Genomic DNA, 13,097 nt, shown 5'->3' with positions numbered 1-13,097 from the left:
ATGTTGCCCGTAGCCGATTGATAAGACAACTCCTGGCGTTGGACAACGCTGCCATACTCTCGCCATAATGTTGGTGGATACTGGATCTTCAGTCCTGCAACCGCTAAATGGAGTGAGAATGGGTCAGGTAAAGCTTTATATAGAAAAAGAATTAAGCTGGTTATCCTTTAATGAACGGGTTTTGCAGGAAGCAGCAGATAAAAGCAATCCACTGATTGAGCGGATGCGCTTTCTGGGCATCTACTCCAACAATCTCGACGAATTCTATAAAGTGCGTTTCGCCGACCTCAAACGCCGCATTCTGATTGGTGAAGAGCAGGGTTCCGCAAGTACGCCACGCCATCTGTTTAAGAAAATTCAGCAGCGGGTGATGAAGTCCGATCAGGAGTTTGACGCACTTTATAACGACCTGCTGCTGGAGATGGCACGTAACCAGATCTTCCTGATCAATGAACGCCAGCTGTCGCCCAATCAGCAGGCGTGGCTGCGCCACTACTTCAAACATGAACTGCGTCAGCATATTTCTCCGATTCTGATCACCCATGAAACTGACCTGACCGAATTCCTTAAAGATGATTACACCTACCTGGCAGTAGAGATTATCCGTGGTGACGATATTCGTTATGCACTGCTGGAGATCCCGTCCGATAAAGTGCCGCGCTTCATCAATTTACCGGCAGAGCCACCGCGCCGTCGCAAGCCAATGATCCTGCTGGACAACATCTTACGTTACTGCCTGGATGATATTTTCAAAGGCTTCTATGACTACGACGCGCTTAACGCCTATTCAATGAAAATGACGCGTGACGCCGAGTACGATCTGGTGACGGAGATGGAGTCGAGCCTGCTGGAGCTGATGTCCTCCAGCCTGAAGCAGCGACTGACGGCGGAGCCGGTGCGGTTTGTCTATCAGCGTGACATGCCAGAGGCGATGGTTGAGCTGCTGTGCCACAAGCTCTCGATTTCCAACTTTGACTCAATACTGCCGGGTGGCCGCTATCACAACTTCAAAGACTTTATCGGCTTCCCGAACGTCGGTAAAAACAACCTGGTTAACCGCCCGCTGCCGCAGATTCGCCACATCGGTTTTGATGGTTTCCGCAACGGCTTTGATGCGATACGCGACCGCGACGTACTGCTCTACTATCCGTACCACACCTTTGAGCACGTGCTGGAACTGCTGCGTCAGGCGTCGTTTGACCCCAGCGTGCTGGCGATCAAAATCAACATCTACCGCGTCGCTAAACACTCGCGCATCATGGATGCGATGATCCATGCCGCCTATAACGGTAAAAAAGTCACGGTGGTCGTTGAGCTGCAGGCACGCTTTGATGAAGAAGCCAATATTTACTGGGCGAAACGCCTGACCGAAGCGGGCGTGCATGTCATTTTCTCCGCACCCGGCCTGAAAATTCACGCCAAGCTGTTCCTGATCTCACGCCGCGAAGGCGAAGAGATTGTGCGCTACGCGCATATCGGCACCGGCAACTTTAATGAGAAGACCGCGCGGCTTTATACCGACTACTCGTTGCTGACCGCGGATGCGCGCATCACCAATGAAGTACGCCGGGTGTTCAACTTTATTGAGAATCCTTACCGGCCCGTGACGTTCGATCACCTGATGGTGTCGCCACAGAACTCGCGCCGGATGCTGTATGAACTGATCGACACCGAAATTGCCAATGCACAGCAGAATAAGCCCTGCGGCATTACTCTGAAAATCAACAATCTGGTGGACAAAGGTCTGGTAGATCGGCTTTATACAGCCTCCAGCGTAGGGGTGAAGGTTAATCTTCTGGTGCGCGGAATGTGCTCATTAATCCCGGACCTGCCGGGGATCAGTGAAAATATTCGTGTCATCAGTATTGTTGACCGCTATCTGGAACACGATCGCGTCTATATTTTTGAGAATGGCGGCGATAAGAAGGTGTTCCTCTCCTCCGCTGACTGGATGACACGTAACATCGATTACCGCATCGAAGTGGCCGTGGCGATTCTCGATCCCCACATCCGGCAGCGCATACTCGACATTATTGCTATTCAGTTGAGTGATACGGTGAAAGCCCGCATCGTCGATAAAGAGTTGAGTAACCATTACGTCCAGCGCGGCAACCGTCGTAAAGTGCGCTCGCAGCTGGCCATCTATGATTACATCAAGAAACTGGAACAACCTGAATAAATCCTATGCCAATTTCTCATAAAAGTACGCCAAAACCCCAGGAGTTTGCGGCGATTGACCTGGGCTCGAACAGTTTCCATATGGTGATTGCGCGGGTCGTCGATGGTGCGATGCAGGTACTGGGCCGCCTTAAACAGCGCGTCCATCTGGCTGACGGGCTGGATGCTCAACACAACCTCAGCGAAGAGGCAATGGAGCGGGGATTAGCCTGTCTGGCCCTGTTCGCCGAGCGCCTGCAGGGCTTCAGTCCCAGCAACGTGACGATTGTCGGCACTCATACGCTGCGTGAGGCGGTCAACGCCGAAACCTTCCTGCAGCGGGCTGCTGAGGTGATCCCCTATCCGATCGAAGTGATTTCAGGTCATGAAGAGGCGCGTCTGATCTTTATGGGCGTCGAGCATACGCAGCCGGAGAAAGGTCGCAAGCTGGTGATCGACATCGGCGGCGGCTCCACCGAGCTGGTGATTGGCGAGGATTTTGAACCGCAACTGGTTGAGAGCCGACGCATGGGTTGCGTCAGTTTCGCCCAGCTCTATTTCCCGAAAGGGGAAATCAGTCGTGAAAACTTCCGTCGCGCCCGTTTAGCGGCTGCGCAGAAGCTGGAAACGCTGGCGTGGCAATACCGTCTGCATGGCTGGCAATATGCGCTGGGTGCGTCCGGCACCATCAAGGCCGCCTGCGAAGTGCTGCAGGCGATGGATGAGAAAGAGAAGCTGATTACGCCTGAGCGCCTCGACAAGCTCTACGACGAGGTGATGAAGCACAAATCCTTTGCGGCCCTGAGCCTGCCGGGCCTGTCAGAGGAGCGCAAAGGGGTGTTTGTGCCCGGACTGGCGATTCTCTGTGGCGTGTTTGATGCGCTGGCGATTCGCGAGCTGCGTCTTTCTGACGGTGCGCTGCGTGAAGGCGTGCTCTATGAAATGGAAGGACGTTTCCGCCATCAGGATATTCGCAGCCGTACGGCGCAAAGTCTGGCGAATCATTACGCCATCGACAGCGATCAGGCGCGCCGCGTGCTGGACACCACCGAGCAGCTTTATCTGCAGTGGAGCGAGCAGAACCCGAAACTGGCTAATCCGCAGCTGGCCGCCCTGCTGAAGTGGGCGGCGATGCTGCACGAAGTGGGCCTGACGATTAATCACAGCGCCCTGCAACGTCATTCAGCCTATATCCTGCAAAATACCAATCTGCCGGGCTTCAATCAGGATCAGCAGATGCTGCTGGCGGCGCTGGTCAGATTCCACCGCAAAGCGGTGAAGCTCGACGAGTTGCCGCGCGTTACGCTGTTCAAGAAAAAGCAGTTTGTGCCGCTGATTTTCCTGCTGCGCCTGGGTACCCTGCTGAACAATCAGCGCCAGGCCACTACGCGTCCGGATGCGTTAACTCTAAAATGCGATGACGGCCACTGGACGCTGATTTTCCCGGCGGGCTACTTCAACCAGAACAACCTGGTTCAGCTCGATCTGGAACGTGAGCAGGTTTACTGGAACGACGTCACAGGATGGAAGCTGATCCTCGAAGAAGAAGCCTGACAACCCGGGCGCCTGGCGCCCGTTTAACTGAATTGATGAATATGACACAACCAACTGCACCACTTTCAGGCGAAAACTATTTTGCCGAAACCTATGGCCTGACGCCGCCCCACTCTGAAGTGGTTTCGGCTCTGCCTCAGCTCAACGTCGGCAAGGCGCTGGATCTGGGCTGTGGCGTGGGACGCAATACGCTGTTTCTGAACCAGCACGGCTTTGACGTCACGGCATGGGACCATAATCCGCAAAGCCTGGCGCGCCTGCAGGAAATTATTGCCCGGGAAAATCTCAGCGGGATTCACACCGAGCAGCGCGACCTGAACAACACGCGCTTTAATGGCGGCTTTAACTTTGTGCTGTCGACCGTGGTGATGATGTTTCTGCAGCCGCAGACCATTCCACAGCTGATTGCTGACATGCAGGCCTGTACGGTCAGGGATGGTTTCAACCTGATTGTGGCGGCGATGAATACGGAAGATATGCCCTGCCCGGCTGATTTTTCCTTTGCTTTTAAGTCGGGCGAATTGAGCCACTATTACCGTAACTGGCACATCGTGAAGTACAACGAACATCCCGGCCAGCTGCATCGCAAAGATGAAAATGGCAACCGCATTACCTGCCGCTTTGCTACGCTGCTGGCGCAAAAAGCGAGTTACTGATCTTTATCTGCTGTTTTTTTCAACAGCGATTGATTTCATCAGGCGACTGTGACTAAATATTGCAGTCGCCCCTGATGGGGTCATTACAGGAACCACCCCGCGTGAACAGCGCTATTTCTCCCCGAAGACGTCAAAAAACCGGCACCATGACCCGTATTGTGCTGCTGATCAGTTTTATCATTCTCTTTAGTCGCCTGATATTTATCCTGCCCGCTGCCTTCGAGCATCATCAGCAACAGAAAGCGATTCCTGAACCGGTTACCGTTACATCAGGTGATACGCGCTAACGAATACTGACTTTTCGCCTGAAAGACGCCTTAAAAGTAAATGTTATCCAGACAACTGGACTCTTTTTTGCATCCCTTTTTCAGGCGAAACGCTACACTTCGTGCTGGTGCTTTCAGACTAAAGGGATCTCATTGTGTCTGCCTCTCACTCTCAACGTTTAAGTGAAATACGTCATCGCATTCTGACGCTGCTGCTCAACGAGCACGATCTGGTTGATGCTCTGCTGGAGAAATCCGGCGATCTCAATCCTGAGCAGCAACGTGAAAATGCGGCCCAGCGTGATGCGCTGGAACAGGACATTCTGCAACTGCATGCCGCTGACCTCGCGGATATTCTCGAAGCCCTGCCCGAAGAGGAGCGTCAGGCGCTGTGGCGGCTGGTGCCAAATGAGCGGCGCGGCCATATACTGGTTGAAGCATCTGAAACGGTCTGGGCCAGCCTCACCGAGGAGATGAGCGATCGCGATATTCTGCGTGCTATTCAGCCGCTGGATATCGACGACCAGGTCTGGCTGGCGCGTTATCTGCCACGTGACCTGACCGGACGCCTGCTGGCGACCGTAGAGCCAGCCCTGCGCGCCCGCATGCTTGATATGGTGCAGCTCGACCGCGATCGCGTAGGCCGGGTGATGGATTTCAATATCCTGACGGTGCGCGACGATGTCACGCTGGCAACGGTGCAGCGTTTTCTGCGTAAGCGTAAAGACATGCCAGGCGGCACGGATAAGCTGTTTATCACCAATAAAGATAATCAGCTGCTGGGCGAGCTGATGCTGACAGATATCCTGCTTAACAAACCTAAAACCCTGGTGAGCGACGTCATGAATGCGCGCCCGACCACCTTCCAGCTCAACGATAAGGCCGAAGACGCCGCCAGTGCCTTTGAGCGTTATAACCTGATCTCTGCCGCCGTCACTGACGCAAAAGGCAAACTGATTGGCCGTGTCACCATTGAAGACATCATCGATCTGGTGAATGCCGAAAACGAAAGCAACATCCGTAAAATGGGCGGTATCAGTCAGGAAGAAGATGTTTTCGCGCCGGTGCGTAAATCGGTGCGTAAACGCTGGGCCTGGCTGGCGATTAATCTCTGTACCGCCTTTGTCGCCTCGCGCGTTATCGGGCTGTTTGAGGGGACGATTTCGCAAATTGTTGCCCTCGCTACTCTGATGCCGATTGTCGCGGGTATCGGCGGCAACACCGGTAACCAGACCATCACCATGATTGTGCGGGCGCTGGCCTTACATCAGGTTGAACCGGGAAATTTCTCTTTCCTGATCGTCCGTGAGCTTGGCGTGGCACTGATCAACGGCCTGTTCTGGGGCGGCATCATGGGCGGCATTACCTGGCTCATGTATGACAATATGGCACTGGGCGGCGTCATGATGCTGGCCATGGCGCTGAACCTGCTGCTGGCCGCGCTGATGGGCGTGCTGGTGCCGCTGGTGATGACCAAAATGAAGCGCGATCCGGCCGTGGGTTCCAGCGTGTTGATCACCGCGCTGACCGATACCGGTGGCTTCTTTATCTTCCTGGGGCTGGCGACAATCTTCCTGCTGCCGCACTGATTAGCCGCGAAGGCCGTAACGTTGCAGCGACCCGTTAAGATTGCGCTGTCGCGTCACCTGTGCCAGCTCACGGGTCGCCGTTGGTAGCGTATAATTACCGCGCTGGCTCAGCCACTCCAGTACATCCGCTAAGTGCCAGATGGCGGTTTTACCGTCATGCACCGGCAGCGGAAACGGCGGGCGGTGGCTGAGCATCAGCTTGCGCATATTCTGTCGCGTCATGCCGATGATCTCCGCCACATCTGTCAGGCCCACAAAATCGGGAGCTGCTTCCACCAGTGTGGCACCCGGTATCGCGCGCAGTACATCCTCTTCCGCCTGCTTTAATACGTCCGTTGCAGAGTCAGACTCCCGGGTGAACTCCAGTGCAATTCGTCCCGGCATCCCCAGACCGATCAGCGCATCATCACAGCCTGCTGCTGCCAGCGTTTCCAGCATCTCATCCACCGGCGCATGCCCGTCCGGCAGGCTGAACCGCAGCGTAAAACAATATTCCATATGCCTCTCCTTGTGCTGTGTCAGGACTTCAGATAGTGACAGTTATCGACCACGCGCCGCAGCGCACGGGCATGTTGATGTACATTTTTCGGTGTGCTCCAGATACAGGTCAGACAGAACTCCCCGCATCGGCACATCAACAGATTTTTCGGGCAGTACATTTTGCCCCAGGCATGATGGCCTCCGGTAACCACCAGCCAGCCGTGGGATTCGGCGTAACGTAACGCCATCTCTATCTCTTTACTGGGATGCCGCTTCCTTGCCATATGTGCCCCTATGCTGACGCCGAATGAATCAGTTGTCAACTGACAACTCAATGAATATTTCTTAATATGGCTCAGCATGCGGAGACTTTTTCTCGCAGTAAAACAGTCAGGGTATAAACTGGAAAACGTCACGCAAAAAACGATCGGCAGCAGTAACGATAATTAATGGAGGCAATATGTTTAAAGCAGAGGATTTTGTTCAGTCGAAAACCGGCGGCCCTAAAATGCAGGTTTTGCGCGTGGAAGGCGACACCCTGTGGTGCGCGCGCGTTGATGATGCGGCTAAGAAAGAGATCGAAGTGAAGGCAGAGAGCGTCAACCTCTATCACGAAGAAGGTGACTTTGGCGTGTGCTGAGGCAAAACGGCCCCTGACGGGGCCATATTGTCAGGGCTTGTCCTGCTGAAGATTGTCGTTGCCCAGACCGCCAATAAATGGCAGCCGCAGCCGGAACGGCGAAAAATCGAGTCCCATGTTCAGACCCAGCAGGTTCATTTCAAATCCCTCTTCTGCACCCAGTGTCACGCCCGCCACGCCCAGAATCGACACCTGCACACCGCGCCCGGATGGCGGCAGTCCGACAGGACGCCACAGTGGCCGGTAATCTTTGCCCAGCGCATTGGCGGGGAGATCCAGCCTCAGGGCGGGCACTTCGCGGCCAATGTGTGCCAGGAAGGTGTTGCTGTTCGGTCCAGGCCACGCACGATAGGTTGTCGGCCACGGATACGATTTAATGGCGGCTTCTATCTGCGGAATCATCGCTTCAGCTTCCGGTCCGCGATGTTCCACCAGCAGCCGCGGTTTTGCGCCATACCAGTAGCCATCCGGCAGGTTGGTGTTGCGGCGGACCTTGTCGCCACTGCCCCAGCTAATCACTTCATAGCGCGTGTAGCGCGTTTCACCCGCACGCTTGAAGATGATCCAGGGATGCACCGCCACCCGCCCTTTCCAGCCATAGGTTGGCGCGGCATAGACCTGGATGATAGCCAGGCTATATAAAGCGCGCGGATCGGGCGCTATGCCAGCCGAATCACGCCGGGCAGTCGCCCAGCCACCTGACTCTGAACTTTCGCCGTGACGCGTTGCCTGCGCAATGCTGGCTCCGAGCGATAACAGCAGTACGGCAACAAAAAACAGGCTGAACACTTTCAGTGAGAGCATGACAACATTCCTGATGACGTAAGAATCACGAAACGCCCGATCAGCAGGCGGTTTCAGTAAGCGGTGGCGTTGGGATAGATCGGTGAAAGCGGGACACAGCTGAAGTGAAGTGCAGCTTTTACTGCATGGAGGATAGCGTAATTCCCGGCAAAGTGAACAGAAAACCGCCAGATCGCAACCCGGATGTGCCGAAAGGTTAAAACGGCACATCTGCGTGTGGTTCAGGCAATAAAAAACCCGCTGGAAGCGGGCTTTTTAGGCATCAGGGTTTAATCGGCGCGAATCGGTTTATTCCCACTCAATCGTCGCCGGTGGCTTACCGCTGATGTCGTACACCACGCGGGAAATACCGTCGACTTCATTGATGATGCGGTTAGAGACGCGGCCCAGGAAATCATACGGCAGGTGCGCCCAGTGTGCGGTCATAAAGTCGATGGTTTCCACCGCACGCAGCGAGACAACCCAGTCATATTTGCGGCCATCACCCATCACGCCGACGGAACGAACCGGCAGGAAGACGGTGAACGCCTGGCTGACTTTGTTGTAGAGATCCGCTTTGTGCAGCTCTTCGATGAAGATGGCATCAGCACGACGCAGCAGGTCGCAATACTCTTTCTTCACTTCGCCCAGCACGCGCACGCCCAGACCCGGACCCGGGAATGGATGGCGGAACAGCATATCGTACGGCAGGCCCAGCTCCAGACCAATCTTACGTACTTCGTCTTTGAACAGCTCTTTCAGCGGCTCAACCAGGCCCATCTTCATCTCTTTCGGCAGGCCACCGACGTTGTGGTGCGATTTGATCACGTGCGCTTTACCGGTGGCAGACGCCGCCGATTCAATCACGTCCGGATAGATGGTGCCCTGCGCCAGCCACTTCACGTCCTGCAGCTTCAGCGCTTCTTCGTCGAACACTTCCACAAAGACGCGACCAATGGTTTTACGCTTGGCTTCAGGTTCATCAATACCCGCCAGCGCATCCAGGAAGCGCATTTCAGCCGGTACATGGATGATGTTCAGACCAAAGTGGTCGCCAAACATATCCATCACCTGCTGTGCTTCGTTCAGACGCAGCAGGCCGTTATCCACGAACACGCAGGTCAGACGGTCACCAATAGCGCGATGCAGCAGCATTGCGGTCACAGAGGAGTCCACGCCACCTGACAGACCGAGGATCACTTTGTCGTTACCCACCTGCTCACGCAGGCGCTCAACGGCATCTTCAATGATTTTGGCAGGGGTCCACAGGGCTTCACATTCACAGATGTCGATGATGAAGCGCTCGAGCATCCGCAGACCCTGGCGGGTATGGGTCACTTCCGGGTGGAACTGCACACCGTAGAAACGCTTCTCTTCGTTGGCCATGATGGCGAACGGACAGCTTTCTGTGCTGGCAACGGTCACGAAGTCAGCCGGGATCGCCGTGACTTTGTCGCCGTGGCTCATCCAGACATCCAGCAGTGGTTTACCGGCGGCGCTGATCGCATCTTCGATGTCGCGAACCAGCGCGCTTGGCGTGGTGACTTCGACCTGCGCATAACCAAATTCGCGCTCATTTGATCCTGAAACGGTGCCGCCCAGCTGCATCGCCATGGTCTGCATACCGTAGCAGACGCCCAGCACCGGCACGCCAGCGTTGAAGACATAGTCAGGTGCACGCGGGCTGTTCAGCTCGGTGGTGCTTTCCGGGCCGCCGGAAAGGATGATGCCGCTTGGGTTGAACTGGCGGATCTGCTCTTCGGTGACATCCCATGCCCAGAGTTCACAATAAACGCCGAGTTCGCGCACGCGGCGGGCAACCAGCTGAGTATATTGTGAGCCGAAATCGAGAATCAGAATGCGGTGCTTATGGATATTTTCCGTCGTCATTGAGGGGTTTCCAGAACGGTGACTTGATCAATAAAGCGCCCGGCTGAAGCCGGGCGGGAAATCGGGATTATGAACCCATGCGGTAGTTCGGTGACTCTTTGGTGATGGTCACGTCATGCACGTGGCTCTCATTGATGCCCGCGCCGCTGATGCGGACAAATTCCGCTTTGGTGCGCAGGTCGTCAATGGTCGGGCAACCGGTCAGGCCCATGCACGAACGCAGGCCGCCCATCTGCTGATGTACGATCTCTTTCAGACGGCCTTTATAGGCAACGCGGCCTTCGATGCCTTCCGGCACCAGTTTGTCTGCGGCGTTATCAGTCTGGAAGTAACGGTCAGAAGAGCCTTTAGACATCGCGCCCAGTGAACCCATACCGCGATAGGATTTGAATGAACGGCCCTGATAGAGCTCGATTTCGCCCGGTGACTCTTCGGTCCCCGCCAGCATCGAACCGACCATCACACAGGAGGCACCTGCGGCGATCGCTTTGGCGATGTCGCCGGAGAAACGAATACCGCCATCGGCGATAACCGGAATACCGGTCCCTTCCAGCGCGGTCACGGCGTCAGAAACGGCAGTAATCTGCGGAACGCCCACGCCGGTCACGATACGGGTCGTACAGATAGAGCCTGGACCGATGCCGACTTTAACAGCGCTGACGCCTGCCGCGACCAGCGCCAGTGCGCCTGCGCCGGTAGCAACGTTGCCGCCAACGATTTCAAGGTCAGGATATTTAGCACGGGTTTCACGGATACGTGACAGGACACCTTCAGAGTGGCCGTGTGAAGAGTCGATCAGCAGCACGTCAACGCCCGCAGCGACCAGCGCATCGATACGCTCTTCGTTACCGGCGCCCGCGCCTACTGCCGCACCGACACGCAGACGACCCTGCGCATCTTTACAGGCGTTAGGTTTACGTTCGGCTTTCTGGAAGTCTTTAACGGTGATCATGCCCAGCAGATGGAAGCTGTCATCCACCACCAGCGCTTTCTCAACGCGCTTCTCATGCATTTTGTGCAGCACGACGTCGCGCGCTTCGCCCTCTTTCACCGTCACCAGACGATCTTTCGGGGTCATAACCGCAGAGACCGGCTGAGAAAGGTCGGTGACAAAGCGTACGTCACGACCGGTGATGATACCGACCAGTTCGTTGTCGAGGTTAACAACCGGGTAGCCCGCAAAGCCGTTGCGCTCGGTCAGGGCTTTAACGTCAGCCAGTGGCGTGGTTGGCAGCACGGTCTGGGGATCGGTAACCACGCCGCTCTCATGTTTCTTCACCTTGCGTACTTCGTCTGCCTGGCGCTCAATCGACATGTTTTTATGGATGAAGCCAAGGCCGCCTTCCTGTGCCAGCGCAATCGCCAGACCCGCTTCGGTCACGGTATCCATGGCAGCTGAGAGCATAGGAATGTTTAAACGGATATTTTTGGTCAGCTGAGTGCTGAGATCGGCCGTATTGGGCAGGACGGTGGAGTGAGCAGGAACGAGCAGAACGTCGTCAAAAGTGAGTGCTTCTTTAGCGATTCTTAACATGGCAATACTCCACCTCGGGTGATTGAGATTAGATAAAATATTGCCGCGGCATTATACAGGCCGTAATCGATTGCCTCCAGCATTATTTACGAAAAACTCTTGATCCGCACTGACAGCCCTGTAGTATCGATGAATTAACCTGCTGATTTGGAATTTGATCTTCGTCACATGTCGCTGCCATCTACCGCCAATATTTTTACCGTCAGCCGTCTCAATACGACAGTGCGTCAGCTGCTGGAGAAAGAGATGGGCCTGGTCTGGATCAGCGCCGAGATCTCCAACTTCACGCAACCGGCCTCCGGTCACTGGTACTTCACGCTGAAAGATGATGGCGCTCAGGTTCGCTGTGCCATGTTCCGCAACAGCAACCGTCGCGTCACCTTTCGGCCGCAGCATGGTCAGCAGGTGCTGGTTCGCGCCAACATCACGCTCTATGAACCTCGCGGTGACTATCAGCTGATTGCTGAAAGCATGCATCCGGCGGGTGAAGGTTTGCTGCAACAGCAGTTTGAACTGCTGAAAGCAAAGCTGGCGAGCGAAGGCTTATTTGAGCCGCAGCATAAGCAACCGCTGCCGGAACCGGCGCGTCAGGTTGGGGTTATTACCTCCTCCACCGGCGCGGCGCTGCATGATGTGTTACGTGTGCTGCATCGCCGTGACCCCTCCCTGCCTGTGGTCATCTACCCGACCGTGGTTCAGGGTGTCGATGCGCCAGCGGCTATCGTCCGGGCGATTGAAATTGCCAACCTGCGTAACGAATGCGATGTGTTAATTGTCGGGCGCGGCGGCGGTTCGCTGGAAGATTTATGGAGCTTTAACGACGAACGCGTGGCGCGCGCCATTTTTGCCAGCCGCATTCCTATCGTCAGCGCCGTCGGTCATGAAACGGATGTCACCATCGCGGACTTCGTCGCCGATTTACGCGCCCCTACCCCTTCAGCAGCCGCAGAAATCGTCAGCCGGAACCAGCTGGAACTGCTGCGCCAGTTGCAGTCGCAGCAGCAGCGGCTGGAGATGGCGATGGATTACTATCTGGCGCGCCAGCAGCGGCTTTACACGCGTCTTGAGCATCGACTGCAGCAGCAGCATCCACAGCTGCGTCTGGCCCGTCAGCAGACTGCTCTGTTCCGCCTGCAGCAGCGTCTGGGGGAAGCGATGGAAACCCGCCTGCGTCAGGCCACACGTCAGCAGGATCGCCTGGCACATCGGCTCAACGCTCAACAGCCGCAGCAGCGTCTGTTCCAGGCGCAAAAACAGCTGCAAAGCTGGCACTATCGCCTGCAGCAGAGCATGTCAACGCAGCTGAGCAGTAATAAACAGCAGTTTGGTCAGCTGGTCGCACAGCTCGAAGGTGTCAGCCCGCTGGCGACGCTGGCACGTGGTTTTAGCGTGACTACCGACACCGCCGGTCAGGTGGTGAAGAAAACCGCACAGCTACAGAGCGGCGACCTGCTGCGCACCCGTCTGGATGATGGCTGGGTTGAAAGCCAGGTGACACAGCTGTTGCCTGAAAAGAAGCGGCGCCGTAAAACCGCTTCCTGACGCTCT

Annotated in this window: 12 protein-coding genes; 7 read left to right on the top strand and 5 right to left on the bottom strand. The window is 55.7% G+C overall.

Annotated elements, in window-relative coordinates; translation table 11 throughout:
• Nucleotides 1-118 precede the first annotated feature (118 nt).
• The 5 genes from ppk1 to mgtE all read left to right on the top strand — a co-directional run bounded on the left by ppk1 (nt 119) and on the right by mgtE (nt 6,222).
• The gene (ppk1, locus tag EGO56_RS05160; RefSeq protein ID WP_033733510.1) at nt 119-2,179 is read left to right on the top strand and encodes a polyphosphate kinase 1; all 2,061 of its coding nucleotides are present in this window, start codon (nt 119-121) and stop codon (nt 2,177-2,179) included.
• Nucleotides 2,180-2,184: 5 nt separating this feature from the next.
• Nucleotides 2,185-3,711: an exopolyphosphatase gene (gene ppx / locus EGO56_RS05155; protein ID WP_013358707.1), complete on the top strand. Its 1,527-nt coding sequence runs from the start codon at nt 2,185-2,187 to the stop codon at nt 3,709-3,711.
• A 41-nt stretch (nt 3,712-3,752) separates the two neighbouring features.
• Nucleotides 3,753-4,367, top strand: coding sequence for a tellurite resistance methyltransferase TehB (gene tehB / locus EGO56_RS05150; RefSeq protein WP_135907872.1), 615 nt, complete (start codon nt 3,753-3,755; stop codon nt 4,365-4,367).
• Nucleotides 4,368-4,468: 101 nt separating this feature from the next.
• Nucleotides 4,469-4,654, top strand: a complete 186-nt coding sequence (locus EGO56_RS05145; protein WP_013358709.1) for a YfgG family protein — start codon at nt 4,469-4,471, stop codon at nt 4,652-4,654.
• A 134-nt stretch (nt 4,655-4,788) separates the two neighbouring features.
• Nucleotides 4,789-6,222, top strand: a complete 1,434-nt coding sequence (mgtE, locus tag EGO56_RS05140; RefSeq protein WP_135907871.1) for a magnesium transporter — start codon at nt 4,789-4,791, stop codon at nt 6,220-6,222.
• Here mgtE and EGO56_RS05135 read toward each other — a convergent pair whose 3' ends face one another.
• The gene (locus tag EGO56_RS05135; RefSeq protein ID WP_135907870.1) at nt 6,223-6,720 is read right to left on the bottom strand and encodes a helix-turn-helix transcriptional regulator; all 498 of its coding nucleotides are present in this window, start codon (nt 6,718-6,720) and stop codon (nt 6,223-6,225) included.
• Nucleotides 6,721-6,740: 20 nt separating this feature from the next.
• Entirely contained in the window at nt 6,741-6,986 is a 246-nt protein-coding gene (locus tag EGO56_RS05130) for a hypothetical protein (protein ID WP_135907869.1), read from the bottom strand.
• Nucleotides 6,987-7,162: 176 nt separating this feature from the next.
• Here EGO56_RS05130 and EGO56_RS05125 point away from each other — a divergent pair, with 176 nt between their 5' ends.
• The gene (locus EGO56_RS05125; protein WP_022624131.1) at nt 7,163-7,342 is read left to right on the top strand and encodes a hypothetical protein; all 180 of its coding nucleotides are present in this window, start codon (nt 7,163-7,165) and stop codon (nt 7,340-7,342) included.
• 30 nt (nt 7,343-7,372) lie between these two features.
• On the opposite strand, the gene EGO56_RS05120 is transcribed toward EGO56_RS05125, so the two are convergent.
• The 3 genes from EGO56_RS05120 to guaB all read right to left on the bottom strand — a co-directional run bounded on the left by EGO56_RS05120 (nt 7,373) and on the right by guaB (nt 11,549).
• Complete coding sequence (locus EGO56_RS05120; protein WP_135907868.1) at nt 7,373-8,146, bottom strand: DUF3750 domain-containing protein; 774 nt, start codon at nt 8,144-8,146, stop codon at nt 7,373-7,375.
• Nucleotides 8,147-8,434: 288 nt separating this feature from the next.
• Entirely contained in the window at nt 8,435-10,015 is a 1,581-nt protein-coding gene (guaA, locus tag EGO56_RS05115) for a glutamine-hydrolyzing GMP synthase (RefSeq protein WP_135907867.1), read from the bottom strand.
• A 67-nt stretch (nt 10,016-10,082) separates the two neighbouring features.
• Entirely contained in the window at nt 10,083-11,549 is a 1,467-nt protein-coding gene (gene guaB / locus EGO56_RS05110; protein WP_135907866.1) for an IMP dehydrogenase, read from the bottom strand.
• 168 nt (nt 11,550-11,717) lie between these two features.
• On the opposite strand from guaB, the gene xseA reads away from it, so the two are divergent.
• Nucleotides 11,718-13,091, top strand: a complete 1,374-nt coding sequence (gene xseA, locus EGO56_RS05105; protein WP_135910527.1) for an exodeoxyribonuclease VII large subunit — start codon at nt 11,718-11,720, stop codon at nt 13,089-13,091.
• The last annotated feature ends 6 nt before the right edge of the window (nt 13,092-13,097 follow it).

The sequence above is a fragment of the Pantoea vagans genome (assembly GCF_004792415.1).
In the GTDB taxonomy this organism is placed as follows: Bacteria; Pseudomonadota; Gammaproteobacteria; order Enterobacterales; family Enterobacteriaceae; genus Pantoea; species Pantoea vagans.
The sequence above is the reverse complement of the archived record's forward strand: the minus strand, read 5'-3'. Positions and strand labels throughout refer to the sequence as shown.

Excerpts from the sequence above, each read along its gene's own strand:
- ppk1 (WP_033733510.1), top strand. The coding sequence starts at position 119 with ATGGGTCAGGTAAAGCTTTATATAGAAAAAGAATTAAGCTGGTTATCC.
- EGO56_RS05125 (WP_022624131.1), top strand. The coding sequence starts at position 7,163 with ATGTTTAAAGCAGAGGATTTTGTTCAGTCGAAAACCGGCGGCCCTAAA.
- guaA (WP_135907867.1), bottom strand. The coding sequence starts at position 10,015 with ATGACGACGGAAAATATCCATAAGCACCGCATTCTGATTCTCGATTTC.
- EGO56_RS05130 (WP_135907869.1), bottom strand. The coding sequence starts at position 6,986 with ATGGCAAGGAAGCGGCATCCCAGTAAAGAGATAGAGATGGCGTTACGT.
- ppx (WP_013358707.1), top strand. The coding sequence starts at position 2,185 with ATGCCAATTTCTCATAAAAGTACGCCAAAACCCCAGGAGTTTGCGGCG.
- EGO56_RS05120 (WP_135907868.1), bottom strand. The coding sequence starts at position 8,146 with ATGCTCTCACTGAAAGTGTTCAGCCTGTTTTTTGTTGCCGTACTGCTG.
- tehB (WP_135907872.1), top strand. The coding sequence starts at position 3,753 with ATGACACAACCAACTGCACCACTTTCAGGCGAAAACTATTTTGCCGAA.
- EGO56_RS05135 (WP_135907870.1), bottom strand. The coding sequence starts at position 6,720 with ATGGAATATTGTTTTACGCTGCGGTTCAGCCTGCCGGACGGGCATGCG.
- guaB (WP_135907866.1), bottom strand. The coding sequence starts at position 11,549 with ATGTTAAGAATCGCTAAAGAAGCACTCACTTTTGACGACGTTCTGCTC.
- xseA (WP_135910527.1), top strand. The coding sequence starts at position 11,718 with ATGTCGCTGCCATCTACCGCCAATATTTTTACCGTCAGCCGTCTCAAT.